Raw genomic sequence first — 15,584 nt, 5'->3', positions numbered from 1 at the left:
CCTCCGAACCGCTGGGTGTATTTTCCGCTGTTCGTAAACCCATGCTTTTAAGCACATGGGAAAGCGCCGTTCTACCTAAGATTGCTTCACTTGTAACAAAAAAGGCCCCATTTTATAGGGACCCTTTAATAAATATGTGTTTCGAGTGGATCAATCTAGATCATATTTGGCCAAAGCTTCTTGCTTCATTTTCTCATGTACCGGATCTCCTTCAATTTCCAAAGCATTAAATGAATTCTCTACATTTTCATTCAAATCAAATGTGCCGTTTTTCATATTGATCACGCCATATTGACCTAAGGTATTATCCTTTAAGAAAACCAAATACTTCTCTCCCTCTTGAACATCTTGATAATCTGCAATTGAGCGAATTATTTTCTCTCCGTCTTTGCTGATGATAATAGATATCGGTTCAACAAATTTGATTTTTCCATCCTGAACCGCTTGATCAGGATCTTTAATAACCTGTTCCACTTTGAAATCAGTTAAAGTATAAAAATCTTGAATTACGTTATCATCATAATAGGTAGCCTTATGCTCACGTTCCTCAAATGGAAGAAGAGGCGTTCCTACAACGATCACATCCGCAACTTTTTCCAAAGCATCTACATTGTAAAAACCAATGTAGCTGGCTTCTTAAATAACGAATTGTACCCATAATTAGTAATAGAATCACTATAGTAGGCGACTCTTTGACCCGTAGTAGGTCCTCCTGGGTAGTGGTCTGCATTAGCCTTTTGTGAAAAAGTAGATACTGCTAGAAAAGATAAAACCATAACTGCAATATAACTTTTTTAATTTTAATTGGATCTTCACCGTAACGTGTCTTTGACAATTCGAATAACAAACACAACCCGATCTATCAAATTAAAATGCGCAAAATCTCAAGAAATTCTCCCTTGTAGACGTTCTTTTAAAACGATACAAATCAGGTGAATAAATTCAAGGACATGTAATGGTAAGGAGCCGATAAGTAAGCAAGTAAAATTTAAATTTAAAATAATATTGAATTTAAGGTAACGAATGTTTAGTTTTTTGCGTTCTTAACAATAAGGATTAAATAGAAAGGAATTTGAATTTGAATACGTCCGAGCAAAATTTTGAAGAGAGGAGGAGAACGATTATGTCTCATAAAAAAAGAAAAAGGAACAAAACTGGTATCTTAATAGGTTCAATTTATTGTATTGGTTTGTTCATATTTCTAATTCAGGCCCCCCCTGGAGAAGCTCCGAATAATCCTTATTGGTATTATGCCATGATTCCTCTGGGAGCCCTAACCATCACCTTTTTGTTTGATCATGTTATTAAATTTGATGTTTTTGATATTTCCAAAAAAAAAATAAGTTGACTGGAGTGTTCTTAAATGAATAAATTTAAAATTGCAAATTCAATCTTTGCTGGAGTCATAATTTCCACTTCTATTAAACAAAATCATTCTTTTTTGAATACAAAAGAGAACCAGTAAGGCTGGTTCTCTTTTTGCATTTAGTTCATTACAGCGTGCCGGTTAGTGCAAACTTCAGTACCATGAGCAATACAGCCGAAACGGTATAGCGGCCTTCTTTACTTTCCAGAAACCCTTTTGTCCACCGTCCAATGTCTTTAATCGCGTCATTACATTTACGAATAAACACTTGTAGTCGATTCATCTTATTTCCCTCCTTCCCCTTTCTTCAGATCCAATATAGGTTGACCGCGGCTCGACCCAACATGAACGACGTAGTCACCGCAGCCAACAAAGCAATTCTCTATCCTTTGTTCATGTTCAACATAGAATAAAATGCCGATACATGATTTCAGGGTTTTCACTTCCAAGCTGAATCTTCATTTTTGAAGCTTATACATCATATGTAGAAGAATTTGATTTATTCTCTTTAGTACGTCGTGCCTTCCACTGCCGATCTGTTGGCCGGATCCCAGCCGCTTCGCCAAACTTCACGCAGCCCAAAAAAGAACGGCTCGTATTTGAGCCGTTCTTTTAAGCTTGCTTATAGTGCTGAATGTACGGACTGTACAAGCTTTACAGCAGATGCACCGCGTCTTCTTTATCTGTTGGCAGGTAACCCTCATATACAATGTGGGATCCGACCAGCTCGCTTATAAGCTTTTCAGGATCGTAATCCGGATCTTTCAGCAGTTCATCCCGTATATCGGCCACGGCTACATATTCCGGAAAAATAATATGGCCGTTTTTCGTTTAGGCGATGATATGATCCTCGCCATTGGTAATCCAGACTTGAGGATGCTTTCGTTTCTGGACTTTCAAATACGCCATAATCTCTTCGGCCGATCGGATCGGCAACGTGGTAACGTCCGTCGGCTTCATAGCGGTATCCCGAATACATATTATTTCCCTCCAACGAACGGCAGCGGATCAACCGGATTGCCGTTGATGATGATTTCAAAGTGCAAGTGCGGCCCCGTGCTTCCGTCTGTAGATCCGCGTTCTCCAATCGCGCTGCCAGCTTGTACAGTATCGCCTACGCCCGCAATCAGCTTGGACAAATGGCCGTACGTCGTAACGTACCCGCCGCCGTGGTCAATCCGGATATACTGTCCATAGCCGGCTTTTGGATTGCTGGCTTTTTGCCAGGCGCTGAAGATCACCTTGCCCGCTTTAGAAGCCGGAACCGGCTCCCCGGTCGAACAGCCAAAATTGACGCGGCATGCAGTTTTTGTTTGCCGTTAATCGGATGCGTCCGTATGCCGAAGTTCGACGTTACGGCTCCGCTGATCGGACGTACAAACCCATTCTGGCCGGCTTGCGGAACTTCGATTACGTTATAGCCTTGCTCGACGTACATCGTGGCATACTTCATGACTTCCGCGACATACGCCGGATCTCGGTTGTAATTGTGTACCGCGCCCTCGATATTCCCGCTCGATGCGCCGCTCTTGCCTAAATAATGGGCCGCCGAGAAAATCGCGTCTTCTATGGCTTACCGTATTTTTCAGCGGCAGCCTGATAGATCGGCAAGAACTGCGCCGGAATATCGGATTCGCCAAAATTGGATATACTGCCCGGTCCCCAACCAAATCCACCGCTGTTCACTGCTTCCTTCCTTCAGCGGCAGCAGCTCCACTCCCGTAACGACGGTTTTCATGGCTGTCAGCGTGCCGCGGCGTTCCTCCGCTTGTAGCGTCTCTTCCTGGAATGTTTGTTATTCTCGATCATAGAAACACAAGAAACAAACCAACGGATATTGTTGTTTCTTATAGTCATGTAGAATATGAAGGCTAGAATGCTATCTTGATGAAAAGAGGTCTTACTATTGAGAATAATGTTTCGAACAATTGTGATCATCGGGTGTATTTTTGTTTTCACTGCATGTTCCGACCGAAATACTGAAGGAGCACCTCCACCTCCAGTAAGAGCTGATTCTAAAATGACTCTTAAACAAATTGTTGAAGAAATACAAAAGCAACAAATAACTGAAATCAATATTTTCAAGTCAGAGAGGCACGGCTTCATAGGTAGTGTGTTACTAAAAAAAACTATCCAATGACGAAGAATTTTCTGTTATCGTTCAATCTTTGTCGACGGCAAGCCAGCAGTTGGGTATAGCGGATACAAAAATTCCCGATTATGATTGTGTTATTTCTCTGAACAATAATACATCTGTTTCATTTCATTACTGGATCAATGCTGAGGATAAGCAAGGTATGTTAGCGAACGTAAACGATACAGGGATTACTTACACAGTGGCGCCAAATTCTGTCCAGGACTTGCTTCAACTTATGGAATGAGTCTAAAACCTTCACAAATAGACGTCCATTTGTAATCGTACACTTTCCCAGACACTTCAGGTCAGCAGATTAAAGCCAAATTCAGTCCCCAGTCATGCAGTTAAAAACAAAAAAACGGCTCGTGTTTGAGCCGTTCTTTTAAGCTTGTTTATAGTGCGGATTGCACAAGTTTTATGGTTATGGATGTTTGCAGCACTAATCCTTTTTATGATTCGTCAAAATATAATACCCGAGCTTAGTCACTAAATAAAAACTAAAAATCACGATAAGAGTTCGGGAGATCACGTATCCGTCTAACGCCAACTGGTATCCTCCTGAAATAAAAAATTCGCTATTAAAGGTTAAATACAAAGCGGCAACAATAGGCAAAATAATAAGAAGAAACGCTAAAGGTCGTAAATTTCTGTTCATCAAACTTCACCCCTTCATTAACATTATACCAGACGAATTTAAAATTATTTTATGTTTTAAGTATATTTTACAATAGGGGCACGTCCATATAGAAAACCGGTCTGGCTAGGCCGATTCTATTTTCCGATAAGAAGTGTTCGATATGAGAAAATCAGCCGTCCGGAGATCGATTCGTCCTTCACCCGTCACGCCTTTTCATATACCATAGAAGAAAATCCACGGCAGACGAAAAGGACCGATTTCTATGAACCCGACAAAAGCTTTATCCAAGCAGCAAGCGTTAATCGATAGGTACGCCCAGTCCCCGGAGAAACAGCGACAGCTGTACCGCCGGACGCTGGTTACGGTCATTTTCTCGCAAATCTTCGGCGGGGCCGGGCTCGCGGCCGGGGTCACCGTAGGGGCGCTGTTGGCCCAGGACATGCTTGGCACGGACAACTTCACGGGCGTTCCGACGGCTCTGTTCACGCTGGGCTCGGCGGCGGCGGCTTTTGGGATTGGGCGCTTCTCGCAAAAGTACGGGCGGCGCCTCGGACTGGGGCTCGGATTCGTGGCGGGAGGCCTCGGCGCGATCGGCATCGTGCTGGCTGCCGTCATGGGCAGCGCGGCGCTGCTGTTGGTGTCGCTGCTGGTCTACGGGGCCGGGACGGCTTCCAATCTCCAGGCGCGTTACGCCGGGACGGATCTCGCCGAACCCAGGCAAAGAGCCACGGCGGCCAGCATGGCGATGGTGTTCACGACGATCGGGGCGGTAGCCGGTCCCAATCTGGTCGGGGTCATGGGCGACGTCGCGGTGTCCATGCAGATCCCGCGCCTGGCCGGGCCTTTTGTGCTGGCGGCCGCCGCTTACCTGTTGGCCGGAGCCACGCTGCTGCTCTTTCTTCGGCCCGATCCGCTGCTCGTCGCCAAAGCGGCGGCACTCCGGCACGTACCGCAGGCGGGCACCCCGCCTGCCGCCGCTCAAGGCAGCCGCAGAGGCGTGACGATCGGCGCCTGGGTCATGATCCTGACCCAGATCGTCATGGTCGCGATCATGACGATGACTCCCGTACATATGCGGCACCACAGTCACGGACTGGCCGAAGTCGGCCTCGTAATCGGGTTTCATATCGGGGCCATGTATCTGCCTTCCCTGATCACGGGAATGCTGGTGGACAAAATCGGCCGGACCGCGATGGCCGCGGCATCCGGCGTCACGCTGCTGCTGGCCGGGATTACCGCTGCGCTGGCGCCCGCCGATTCGATGTTCATGCTGATCGTGGCGCTCTCGCTGCTGGGATTGGGATGGAATTTCGGATTGATCAGCGGAACGGCAATGGTCGTGGACGCGACGACTACCGCCAACCGGGCCAAAGTCCAGGGGTCCGTAGACGTCCTGATCGCTCTGGCCGGCGCTTCCGGCGGCATCCTGTCGGGAGTCGTCGTCGCCTATTCCAGCTATGCGGCGCTTTCTTATGCCGGAGGATTGGTGGCATTGTTGCTGCTTCCGCTTTTGCTCGGCCTGCGTCCGAAATCGATACGCTAAACGACAAAACGCCCTGTTCAGGGCGTTTTGTTTTTCCCACGAAAGCTATAGGTGTCACGACTTGGTCAGGCCGCTCAAAGCGCCCGAGACAAAATGTTTCTGGAAAACGATAAAGAGGATCATCGGCGGAAGCGCTCCGAGCATGGCGACGGCGGAAGCGGCGTTCGGATAAGAATTTTCGCTGAAAAAAGTCGTAATATACGTGGTGATCATGCGCATCTCCGATTTTTGCAAAAAATACAGCGGAAACAGATATTCGTTATAGGTGGCAATAGACGTGATGATCGCCATGCTGGCCGTGACGGGACCGAGCAGAGGCAGAATCATTTTATAAAAGATGGAAAAGCTGCGGCAGCCGTCGATTTGGGCGGCTTCGTCCAATTCTTTGGGGATCGTTTTGATAAAATTCGTGTACAGGAAAATGCACAAAGGCAGGTGGAAAGCCGTCGACAAGACGATGATGCCCCAATATGTGTTGATCGCGCCGAGCTGAAGCATCGTTTTGTACAGCGGCACGATCAGCGTCACGCTCGGAACCATCATCACGCCGATAAAGATCAGGGCGGCGGTATTCGTGATGCGGTTCTGAAGCCGGGCGAGCACGTAGCCCGTCAGAGAGCCGACCGCAAGCGTCAAAGCGACGGTGCAGAACGTAACGAGGAGCGTATTCATCAGCACGGCGTAGAAAGCTCCGTCTTGCAGCGCCATCAGATAGTTGTCCCAATGAATGTCCCGCGGCAAAGCCCATTTGATGCTGAGATCGCTTTTGGCTTTGAACGAGGCTACGACCGACAGATAGATCGGGATCAGATGAAAAGCGATAATCAACAAGCCCGTGACGTTCAAGAAAAGCTTCTCTTTTCTCATAGATACTCCACTTCTTTGCTTCTGAAATAGGCTCTGAGCAAATAAGCGACCGCAAAGATGATCAGCACGAGCACAAATCCGACCGCCGAGGCTTGTCCGGCATTTTGATTCCAGAAGTACAGATGATTGACCAGAAAGCCCAAAGAGTAAGTGGCATTGCCGGGTCCGCCATTGGTCAGGGTGACGATCATGTCGAACATTTTCAATCCGCCGATCGTGTCGATAATGAACGTTGTCGTCATGGCCGGAACCAGCAGCGGAAGCGTGATGCGCCGGAACATCTGCCACCTGCCCGCGCCTTCCACAAGGGCCGCCTCGCGCAGCGAATGCGGGATTCCCTGCAATCCGGCCAGATAAATCAGCATAGTGACGCCGATATTTTGCAGGGCAAACGAACCCGCAATGATAAAAACGGCCCGATTGCCGCTGCCCAGCCAGTCTGTCCGTTCCACGCCGAACAGACCCAGCAGCTCATTGATGGCGCCGTCGTTGTATTGAAACATTCCGTACATCATGTAGCCCATGATGATGCCCGCTATGATCGACGGCAGATACACGAACAACCGGACCGCATGGTTAAGACGGAACGATTGATTCACGAACAAAGCGTAGGCAAGCCCCAGCACATTTTGGATCAACGAGCAGGCCACGCCGTAGATCAGCATATTTTTCAAAGCGATCAGGAAAATGGGGTCCGCCCCGATCTCCCTGAAGTTGGCGAAGCCGACAAAGTCGAAATCCGGGGAAAACCCGTCCCAGTTCGTGAGCGAGATCCGCATTCCGTTCACAAACGGAAAAAGATGAAAGACGGCGATCAGCAGCGCGGCCGGCAGCAGCATCAGATACATGTCCCAATTTTTAACTCGCAACGGTATTCACTTCCCGACTTTTTAAAATGAGAGCCTGACGGACAGGGCAGCAATCTGCTGTGTCTGTCCGCAAGCTCTGGTGCGCAGTCAGTCGTTCTGGCTTCTCAACCGGACGGCATTGCTTCGCATCGTCTGCACGGCGTCATCCGGCGTCATCTGACCCGATACGAGACCGGAGCCGACCTGCTGCATAATGCTCCACATGCCTCCGGGCAAATAAGACCGATCGAAGTAGCCGTTGATCGGCACTTTCGCATATTTGTTCAGATCATCCGTCAGCATTCCCATATCGCTGTTCACATCGGTGAATCCCGCCACGTTGACTTCGACTTCCGCAAGCCGCTTGACGTTGTCCGGCTTGGCCAGATAATCGACAAACCGGATCGCCTGCTCCCGATGTGCGGAATCTTTCCAGACGCCGATCGCCGTTCCTTCTCCGCCTACGAAAAACGGCCGGTCGTCCGAATAATAGGCGGGCAGGGGAGCGATGCCCAAGTCGGCTTCCGGATTGAACTCCAGAATCGATTTGATGCCGCCCCTGAATTTGAACGCGACTTCGTTTTTCGCTATCGCTTGATCGACGCTTTCTTCGGTCGCGGTCAGCACGTCTTCGTTCAAATACCCTTTTGCTTTTAACTCGGTCAACATCCCGGCGATCAAGGTCCATTTCTGCCAATCGAACGTGCCCTCTTCCAAGGCGCGGCTGTCATCATGCGAAGGGCTCGTAATATACAAAGGCATGGATAGATTGTTCAGAAAACTGGCAAACGACCGGGGATCTTTGCCCCACATGCCGATCGGCGTAAATCCGCTGCTTTTGATCTTCTCGCATGCGTCCAGAAAATCTGTCCACGTCTCGATTTTGTCGATATCGACGCCCGACTTTTCCAGCACCGTTTTGTTGGTCATCATCCCGTCTTGAGCAATCGTCATGGGCAGGACATAGACCTGGCCTTTATCGTCCGCGATGATCGGCTTGAACGTCTCTTTGATCCCGCCGAACCAGGGACGATCATTGAGCGGCGTCAACAAATCGCCGTACCGTTCCACGGACCATCCGTGCGTCGTCCACAGATCCGGCAGATCGCCCGAAGCCATCTTGGCTTTCATCAGAGCTTCAAAATCCGCGCCCTGACTCGAAATATCGACCGCGATACCGGGGTTCTCCCGCTCGAAGCCCGCAGCGATCTTCTGCAATTCGGTTAACGAATGCTGTCCGAGGTTGGACATGAATTCAAGCGTGACCTGCTGCGAATCGTCCGAACTTCCTGCCTGCCGCGCCGAATTTCCGGAACATCCGGCCAGCAGAATCATCATGGCCGTCAAGCCGGCGCCGATCCTCTTTTTCATAAGCTTATTCCTCCTCGAATGTGGGGCGCCCGGCTTCCAGCAGGGCTCTGGCTTCCGGCGTAAACGGTACATACCTCGACACGTCCCTGAAAATCGTATAGATCGCGGGTCCGGTATGCACGATAATCGGCGGGTCCGCCGCATCGATCGTCAGCTGCCCGCACAGCTCGCCGATGTGACGTTCTTCCTCGGGCGTCAACGGCTGCACCACGTAAGCAAACGTAATATGAAACCGATAACGGTCATGGTTCGGGAACTTCACGCCGGTCACTTCCGCAAGCCGGTCCCTGAACTGCCGCAGCCGCTCGGCGGTCGCCGGGTCGGCCGGCCGAAGCCAGATGCGGCACGCATCGAAGCTGTCCACCGTCATGGCGAACGATTCCGGCACGTCGACTTCCTGCCATTTTCGAGCCAAAAAAACGTCGGTGTCTTCGAGCGATGCCTGCGTGCTCAGATGCCGGGACCAAAGCGCTTGTTCCCGATTGTGATCGCACAGCAGTTCGAACACGGTCATATGCACGGACTCCGGCGGCAGAAGCGCGAACCGTGCTGCGAAAGGCAGCCGGCGGAATATCGCTTGAACGTGGGCAATTTGCTGCATGACGGTCTCATTTCGGGTTAAATCGCATACGATCGTGCTGCCCGGGAAGTCGTTACGGCTTCCGTCTGCATTGAACTTGCGGTTCTCCACCGCATAAGTCGGATAAGAGTTGTCCACTTTCCCATACACCTCGCTTGATCGAATTGGGCTTTTCCGGGGATTGCTGTACTTTTTTATGACACCGGTGTCATTATGCGCAAACAAGCGCTGCTTGGCTCCTCCTTCCTAGGATAGGTTCACTGTAACGCTGTTGTATAAATTACGATCAAGATTTATGTAATATTTTCTTATTAGTGAAATTAGCCACTTAACAAGCGGGACGCTATCGGAGCGATAGCTGTCGGGTTATTTTACGCTTTGCCGAATGACGAGCTGCGGATCGACTTCGACCGATACCAGATCGGTGTCGCCGTCGATGATTTTGTCTACCGTCTGCACAATTTGTCTCGCCAATTCTTCAAAATCCTGTCCGACCGTGGTCAGGGGAGGATAATAATAATTCGAAATCGGAATATTGTCGAACCCGATAACTGAGACGTCGCCCGGAATGGTCAAGCCATGACTGTATATCGAATGGTATACAGCCACCACTTTCTCGTCCCCCGATACGAAAAACACTTCCGGCAGCAGGTTTTGCTCGATTTTCCAATCGACGAACCGCTTTATTTTCTCGAATTCGTTCATATGATACACCACTTCCAACAAATCGAGCGAGATGCCCTGCAGGCGGTACGCTTCAACCATCGCGTTCGCCCGCTCCCGATTGACCGCCATGTCGGCGCCAAGCAGCAGGCAGATCCGGGTCAGGCCCCGTCCGAACAAATAGTCGGCCGCGTCCAGCATGCCTTTGCGGTTATTGTTGGATACGGAAAAAGCGGCCTGTTCGTGCTTCTCGACCGATACGAACGGAATTTGGTTGTCCAGCGCAAGTTGGACCCGTTTGTCATTCTCCTCGATGTATAACAAGACGACCGCATCGACATAGCCGCTTGACGTTTCAAGAATGGAGTTTTTCAGATCGTTGTCGTCGTAAATGACTTCGTGCAGAATCGTATACCGGTTCTGGGCAGAGACGCTCGTTAGATAAGAGAACAGGATATCCAGCCATTTGGTCGTATTCTGATCGCGATTTTTGCGCACCGAGATCAGCAGCGTTTTGTGCGTCTTCGTATTCAGGTTCTGCGCGTACAAGTTTGGCTTGTAACGGGTGTCGGCAATGACTTTGAGCACCTTGTCGCGGGTAGCCGGCTTGACGTTCGGTTCGTTGTTGATGACTCTGGAGACCGTTTTGATCGACACGCCGGATAATCTGGAAATATCCCTTATCGTATATTTCAACGAGATGCAGCTCCTTTTTCCCTCATATATCTGCGCATTTTCCGAGTATAGGCAAGGTTGATACCGTTGTCAATTCGGAGCGGAGTAAACGCCAAGAGTCAGTCACCGGCGCTTGGCTTCGTACGTAACAGCATACCCGACGAATGTTGTCTTTTTGAACACATTTCCTGCGATTTCTCGGCCGATTCGCAGTAATATTGCCTTTTTGAACACATTTTTGCTGCAAAAGATCGTTTAACCGCTTTTTCGGCTCAAATTGTTGCGCTAATGACCACATTTCGGGCAAAAGATCGAGCAAATGAAGAAAAAGCGAGCAAAATGAGCACATTTCACGACACAAGCCTCAAGTCCAAATTCACGACACAAGCCTCAAACCCGAATTTCGAATCCCGAAACCCGAATCCCGAACCCCGAAGAAAATAGCCGCGCTCCACGCCCCGGATCAAGGCTTTCCGCCGCTCTGCCGGAAAGCGCCGGGCGTGACGCGTTCCAGCTTCTTGAACAGCGCTCCGTAGTAGCTGCTTGATTCGAAGCCGACCCGCCGCGCGATCTCTTCCATGCCGAGCTGCGGGATGTCGAGCAGCAGCTCTTTGCTTTTGTTCACCCTGACCTGGTTGACGTAGCTCATGGGCCGGACGCCGGTCGTCTTCTTGAACAAATGGCAAAAATATTCCGGCGTTACGCCGATCTCTGCGGCAAGCGCCTGCAAAGGGATCGCTTCACCGTAATGCCGCTCGATATAGTCGAGAGCCGGCTTCAACCGTGCATACTGCTGCCCGACCGTCTCTTTGCCTTCGACGGACACGCGCTGCAGGATTTCGGTCAACAACGTGTACAGCACCGCGGAACAAGCGAAATTGCGGAGCGTTCGTTCCTGCGGCGCCGCGGCGGCCTGCAGCAGTTCGCGCATTCGCTCCGACAGGGAATCGGGCGCATCAAGCGTGTAGACGGACGTCCCGACGATGCCGACCGTATCGAACAGATTCGCCGCGCCGCTGCCGTCGAAGATGATCCAGTCGACTTCCCACTGCCCGGATATGGCACGATATTCGTGTTTTTGCCCGGGAAACAGCAGCATGCCCATGCCCGGCTGGATCAGGTGTTCGGCGGTGCCCAGCTTGAACCTGCCCGTGCCGCTGCGGCATTGAATCCATTGGTAATCGCGGATGCCCGAATCGCGAAAAACGGGTTCTTGTTCATGCTGCAGGCCAATGCCGAGCAGGTACACGGGCAGGCGCTTGTCCCGGGCGGACAAGACGGGGAACAGAGGTCTGGGACGGGACATAAGAGCGACGCTCCTTCATCTTAATATCGGGATACCGGATTAATTATTTGAGATTTCCAGTCTAATCGGGTTCCCCTATAATCGCAATATCTTGATAGAAGAAGGAGACTGCGCGATGAATATCCAGATAGGGATCGATTATTATCCGGAGCAGTGGAGCCGGGAATTGTGGGAAAGCGATGCCAACCTTATGCAGGAGACGGGCGTGTCTACCGTGCGCATGGCGGAGTTTGCATGGAGCCGCCTGGAGCCGGCGGAAGGCGATTACCGGTTCGAATGGCTGGACGCGGCGATCGACACGTTCGCTTCGCGGGGCATGCAGATCGTGCTGTGCACGCCCACCAACACGCCGCCGAACTGGCTGACGGCCCGTTATCCGGACGTGCTGCCTCTGGACGAGCAGCTTCACGTCGTCCGCCCCGGCGTGCGCGGGCACCGCTGCAACAACAGCCCTTCCCTGCGAAGAGTAGGCTCGGCATTCGTGGAAGCGATCTCACGTCGTTATGCGAAGCATCCGGCCGTTATCGGCTGGCAGATCGATAACGAGATGCATGACCAGGAGTGTCATTGCGACACGTGCAATCAGGCTTTTGTCGCTTGGCTGCGGCAGCGTTACGCGGACCTCGAAGAATTGAACCGGGAATGGGGAACGGTCGTCTGGAGCGGCGAATACGGCGATTGGGCCGAGATCACGACGCCGATCGGCGGCGGCAGGCCGATGAATCCGTCCTACATGCTGGAGTACAAACGGTTCTGCTCGGACAGCGTCGGCCATCTGCTGAACTGGCAGCTTGAGATTTTGCGCCGCAACTGCCCGGAGCAGTTCGTGACGCATAATATGTGGCAGTATCCCAACACGCTCGATTATTACGATCTGCATCGGGAACTGGACTTCGTCTCGTTCGATTATTATCCGAATGAATTGTATCGCGATTACGGCGACCGGTTCCCGAGAAACGGAGCGCTCACGCTGGATCTGGTCCGGGGCATCAAGCGGCAGGGATTCTGGGTCATGGAGCAGCTCAGCGGAGCGCAGGGCGCCTGGATGCCGATTCAGCGCACGCCTTATCCCGGCCTGATTCGGGCCCGTTCCTGGCAGGCGATCGCTCGCGGCGCCGACCGGATCGTGCATTTCCGCTGGCGCAGCGCCACGGTCGGCGCCGAGCAGTTCTGGCACGGCTTGATCGACCACAGCAACGTGCCCGGCCGCCGATTCCGGGAATTCGCCCAACTGACCCGCGAAGTGAACCGGCTCGGCGAACGGCTCGGCGGTTCGGTCGTCGCGAATACGGTGGCGATTCTCCATTCGCACGACCAGCATACGGCACTGTCCCTTCAGGCTCAGGCCGAAGGCGGCATGTCCTACATCGACAATCTGTCCTCAATGCACAATGCCTTTCTCAAAATGGGCGTAGGCACGGATGTGATCAACTGGACGGAACCGCTCGACGGGTACAAGATCGTCGTGGTCCCTTCCCTCTTCTTGTTAAGCGAAGAAGTGGCGCGGCGTCTGGAACGATTCGCGGAGCAGGGCGGCACCGTCGTACTTACGAATCGCACCGGCGTCAAAAACATGCGGAACGTATGCGAGATGCGCCCTCTCCCCGGCCTGCTGGCGGAAGCAGCCGGGGTCGTCGTGAGCGAATACGACGCGATCGGCCGCAGCGAGCATGCGATTCGCGACGCGCAAGGCCGCATCTTCGCCGCGCAGCAGTGGTGCGACCTGCTGGAACTGCGCGGAGCGCAAGCGATCGCGTGGTACGACAACGACTTCTACGAAGGAGTGCCCGCGGTGACCGTCAACGCGTTCGGCGCCGGCCAGGTCTACTATGTCGGCACCTGGCCGGAACCGGCCTACTTCCATGCGTTGTTCGAAGAACTGCTCGCGCAAACAGGGCTGGCGCCCGGACTCCGTCTCCCCGAAGGAGTCGAGCTGTCGGTTCGAACCAAAGGCGAAGCCGCGTTCCGGTTCCTGATCAATTTGACGAACGAGCCGCGGGTAATCGAACTGGACACGCCTTGCGTCAGCCTGCTGACCGGCGAGCGCTTGGAGCGGCAGCTGATCCTTCCGGCGCTGGGCGTGGACATTTTGGAGTAATCTTTTTCGGGAAAATGGATTGGGCCTGCGTACAGCATGTACTAAAACCCTCACTTCCCCAGATGCCGGTCGCCCCAACCGACGATCGCTTCGATCAGCGGGACCAGTTCGCGGCCGGACTCGGTCAACGAATATTCGACCCGAAGCGGCACTTCGGCAAAAGCTTCGCGCCGTACGACGCCGTGGGCGATCAGTTCTTTCAGCGTATTCGCGAGCGTGGTTGCCGTAATGCCGTTCAGTTCTCTTTTCAACGCGTTGTAGCGGATCGTCTCGTTCCCGGCGAGAACGGCCAAAAGAGGAAGGTTCCACTTGCCTCCGATGACTTGAAAAGAAAACGCGGCCGGGCACAAACTTTGCATGTCGGAATCGTATTTCATATTTTTCGCTCCTTTTTGAGAAGTTCTTGTCCATAAGTTCTTCCGGGTTGTTAGCCCAAGTATCTTGAGGGATACCTGGTATGAAAAAAGACAGTAATTGAAGTTCAAATCCCAAGTCTTATAATAATACCATGTAACCTAAAGAAAGCTAATAACCTTCATAAGGAGAATGCAGGCATGAAAACGAATCCGAATACGGTATGCGATTTAAGCACAGGCGAATGCGGACCGAGCGACGAAGAAGCGATCCAGCGGCTCGATTTCTCGCCGCAAACGTCCAAGCTGACGCTCCATTACGTCACCGATCCGATCTGTTCCCACTGCTGGGCGCTGGAACCGGTACTGAACCGTTTTCAGCTCCAGTACGGACATCATTTTGAATTCAACGTCGTCATGGGCGGACTGCTCCCAAGCTGGAACGGTTTTGGCGACCGGGCGAACGGGATTCGGCAGCCGTCCGACGTCGCCGGGCATTGGAGAGAAGTCGGCGAACATTCCCGCATGCCGATCGACGGCAGCTTGTGGCTGGATCATCCGATCCAATCTTCTTTCCCTCCGTCCCGCGTGTTCAAAATCATTCAACAAAACCATCCCGGCAAAGAACGGGAATATCTGCGCAAGACCCGCGAGCGGCTGTTTGCTTTCAACGAAAATATCGCCGAAGAAGCCGCGATGATCCGCCTCGTCGACGAGATCGGCCTGAACGGCCGGGACCTCGTCGCGCAGGCGGCCGAGGAATCCGCCCAGACGCTGCTGGAAGAAGATTTTGCCCTGGCCGCCCGGCTCGGGGTCCGCGGTTTTCCGACGATCGTCATGATGAACGAAGACCGTCAAGGCGTCAAAATCGTCGGGGCGCAGCCGCTTGAGACCTACGTCAAAGGTCTTGAATCTGTGTTGAACAAACCGGTGATCCCGGCCGAAGTTCCGGCTCTGTCGGACTGGTTCTCGGGCAAAGAGCATCTCTTTTCCAAAGAAATCGAAGTGATGTACGACCTGCGGCCGGATCAGGCCGAAGCGTTCGTCGCCGAGCAGTTAAGCGGCCGGTCGCCCCGTATTCGGCACGTCTTGGGCGAACTGTATATCTGACGACCGTCCTCCACGAGACGCAAGAGAAAG

At 52.1% G+C, this 15,584-nt stretch carries 14 protein-coding genes and 1 pseudogene; 5 read left to right on the top strand and 10 right to left on the bottom strand.

The genetic code is table 11. The annotated features are described in order from the left end of the window. Positions 1–150 precede the first annotated feature (150 nt). The gene (locus tag FFV09_RS11725) at positions 151–600 is read right to left on the bottom strand and encodes a hypothetical protein (protein WP_141447993.1); all 450 of its coding nucleotides are present in this window, start codon (positions 598–600) and stop codon (positions 151–153) included. A gap of 523 nt (positions 601–1,123) precedes the next feature. On the opposite strand from FFV09_RS11725, the gene FFV09_RS11720 reads away from it, so the two are divergent. Next, positions 1,124–1,348 carry a hypothetical protein gene (locus FFV09_RS11720; protein WP_141447992.1) on the top strand — a complete coding sequence of 75 codons (225 nt, stop codon included), beginning with the start codon at positions 1,124–1,126 and terminating at the stop codon, positions 1,346–1,348. Between the two features lie 145 nt (positions 1,349–1,493). Here the strand turns inward: FFV09_RS11720 and FFV09_RS23750 are convergent, their stop codons facing one another. Together FFV09_RS23750 and FFV09_RS11715 are read right to left on the bottom strand one after the other, a co-directional pair. Further along, positions 1,494–1,649, bottom strand: coding sequence for a hypothetical protein (locus FFV09_RS23750; protein ID WP_160441776.1), 156 nt, complete (start codon positions 1,647–1,649; stop codon positions 1,494–1,496). Positions 1,650–2,346: 697 nt separating this feature from the next. Next, positions 2,347–2,607 carry a M23 family metallopeptidase gene (locus FFV09_RS11715; protein WP_141447991.1) on the bottom strand — a complete coding sequence of 87 codons (261 nt, stop codon included), beginning with the start codon at positions 2,605–2,607 and terminating at the stop codon, positions 2,347–2,349. 900 nt (positions 2,608–3,507) lie between these two features. Between FFV09_RS11715 and FFV09_RS24610 the strand changes: the two are divergent. Both FFV09_RS24610 and FFV09_RS11705 read left to right on the top strand, forming a co-directional pair. Next, positions 3,508–3,747, top strand: a pseudogene (locus FFV09_RS24610) (YhfM domain-containing protein); the annotation flags it as partial. Between the two features lie 655 nt (positions 3,748–4,402). After that, positions 4,403–5,683, top strand: a complete 1,281-nt coding sequence (locus FFV09_RS11705) for an MFS transporter (RefSeq protein ID WP_141447989.1) — start codon at positions 4,403–4,405, stop codon at positions 5,681–5,683. Between the two features lie 54 nt (positions 5,684–5,737). Here FFV09_RS11705 and FFV09_RS11700 read toward each other — a convergent pair whose 3' ends face one another. The 6 genes from FFV09_RS11700 to FFV09_RS11675 form a co-directional block, all read right to left on the bottom strand. After that, the gene (locus FFV09_RS11700) at positions 5,738–6,529 is read right to left on the bottom strand and encodes a carbohydrate ABC transporter permease (RefSeq protein WP_170315005.1); all 792 of its coding nucleotides are present in this window, start codon (positions 6,527–6,529) and stop codon (positions 5,738–5,740) included. 17 nt (positions 6,530–6,546) lie between these two features. Continuing rightward, positions 6,547–7,419: a carbohydrate ABC transporter permease gene (locus tag FFV09_RS11695; RefSeq protein WP_141447987.1), complete on the bottom strand. Its 873-nt coding sequence runs from the start codon at positions 7,417–7,419 to the stop codon at positions 6,547–6,549. An 87-nt stretch (positions 7,420–7,506) separates the two neighbouring features. Then, positions 7,507–8,769: an ABC transporter substrate-binding protein gene (locus tag FFV09_RS11690; protein WP_170315004.1), complete on the bottom strand. Its 1,263-nt coding sequence runs from the start codon at positions 8,767–8,769 to the stop codon at positions 7,507–7,509. Positions 8,770–8,773: 4 nt separating this feature from the next. After that, complete coding sequence (locus FFV09_RS11685) at positions 8,774–9,487, bottom strand: DUF1868 domain-containing protein (RefSeq protein ID WP_170315003.1); 714 nt, start codon at positions 9,485–9,487, stop codon at positions 8,774–8,776. Between the two features lie 228 nt (positions 9,488–9,715). Beyond that, a complete protein-coding gene (locus FFV09_RS11680; protein WP_141447984.1) occupies positions 9,716–10,708 on the bottom strand; it encodes a LacI family DNA-binding transcriptional regulator in 993 nt (330 codons plus the stop codon). A 442-nt stretch (positions 10,709–11,150) separates the two neighbouring features. Then, positions 11,151–11,993 (bottom strand): AraC family transcriptional regulator, encoded by an 843-nt coding sequence (locus FFV09_RS11675; protein ID WP_141447983.1) that lies wholly within the window; start codon positions 11,991–11,993, stop codon positions 11,151–11,153. A gap of 115 nt (positions 11,994–12,108) precedes the next feature. Between FFV09_RS11675 and FFV09_RS11670 the strand changes: the two genes are divergently transcribed. Beyond that, positions 12,109–14,091 (top strand): beta-galactosidase, encoded by a 1,983-nt coding sequence (locus FFV09_RS11670; RefSeq protein WP_141447982.1) that lies wholly within the window; start codon positions 12,109–12,111, stop codon positions 14,089–14,091. Positions 14,092–14,141: 50 nt separating this feature from the next. On the opposite strand, the gene FFV09_RS11665 is transcribed toward FFV09_RS11670, so the two are convergent. Further along, the gene (locus tag FFV09_RS11665) at positions 14,142–14,468 is read right to left on the bottom strand and encodes a winged helix-turn-helix transcriptional regulator (RefSeq protein ID WP_141447981.1); all 327 of its coding nucleotides are present in this window, start codon (positions 14,466–14,468) and stop codon (positions 14,142–14,144) included. A 177-nt stretch (positions 14,469–14,645) separates the two neighbouring features. Between FFV09_RS11665 and FFV09_RS11660 the strand changes: the two genes are divergently transcribed. Next, on the top strand, positions 14,646–15,554 hold the full coding sequence (locus tag FFV09_RS11660) for a DsbA family protein (protein WP_141447980.1): 909 nt from the start codon (positions 14,646–14,648) through the stop codon (positions 15,552–15,554). The last annotated feature ends 30 nt before the right edge of the window (positions 15,555–15,584 follow it).

Origin of the sequence: Saccharibacillus brassicae (assembly GCF_006542275.1) — a bacterium.
Classification (GTDB): domain Bacteria; phylum Bacillota; class Bacilli; order Paenibacillales; family Paenibacillaceae; genus Saccharibacillus; species Saccharibacillus brassicae.
The sequence above is the reverse complement of the archived record's forward strand: the minus strand, read 5'-3'. Positions and strand labels throughout refer to the sequence as shown.

Bases quoted from the DNA above. Each gene is read 5' to 3' on its own strand.
- FFV09_RS11720 (WP_141447992.1), top strand. From the start codon at position 1,124: ATGTCTCATAAAAAAAGAAAAAGGAACAAAACTGGTATCTTAATAGGT.
- FFV09_RS11660 (WP_141447980.1), top strand. From the start codon at position 14,646: ATGAAAACGAATCCGAATACGGTATGCGATTTAAGCACAGGCGAATGC.
- FFV09_RS23750 (WP_160441776.1), bottom strand. From the start codon at position 1,649: ATGAATCGACTACAAGTGTTTATTCGTAAATGTAATGACGCGATTAAA.
- FFV09_RS11670 (WP_141447982.1), top strand. From the start codon at position 12,109: ATGAATATCCAGATAGGGATCGATTATTATCCGGAGCAGTGGAGCCGG.
- FFV09_RS11675 (WP_141447983.1), bottom strand. From the start codon at position 11,993: ATGTCCCGTCCCAGACCTCTGTTCCCCGTCTTGTCCGCCCGGGACAAG.
- FFV09_RS11690 (WP_170315004.1), bottom strand. From the start codon at position 8,769: ATGAAAAAGAGGATCGGCGCCGGCTTGACGGCCATGATGATTCTGCTG.
- FFV09_RS11665 (WP_141447981.1), bottom strand. From the start codon at position 14,468: ATGAAATACGATTCCGACATGCAAAGTTTGTGCCCGGCCGCGTTTTCT.
- FFV09_RS11705 (WP_141447989.1), top strand. From the start codon at position 4,403: ATGAACCCGACAAAAGCTTTATCCAAGCAGCAAGCGTTAATCGATAGG.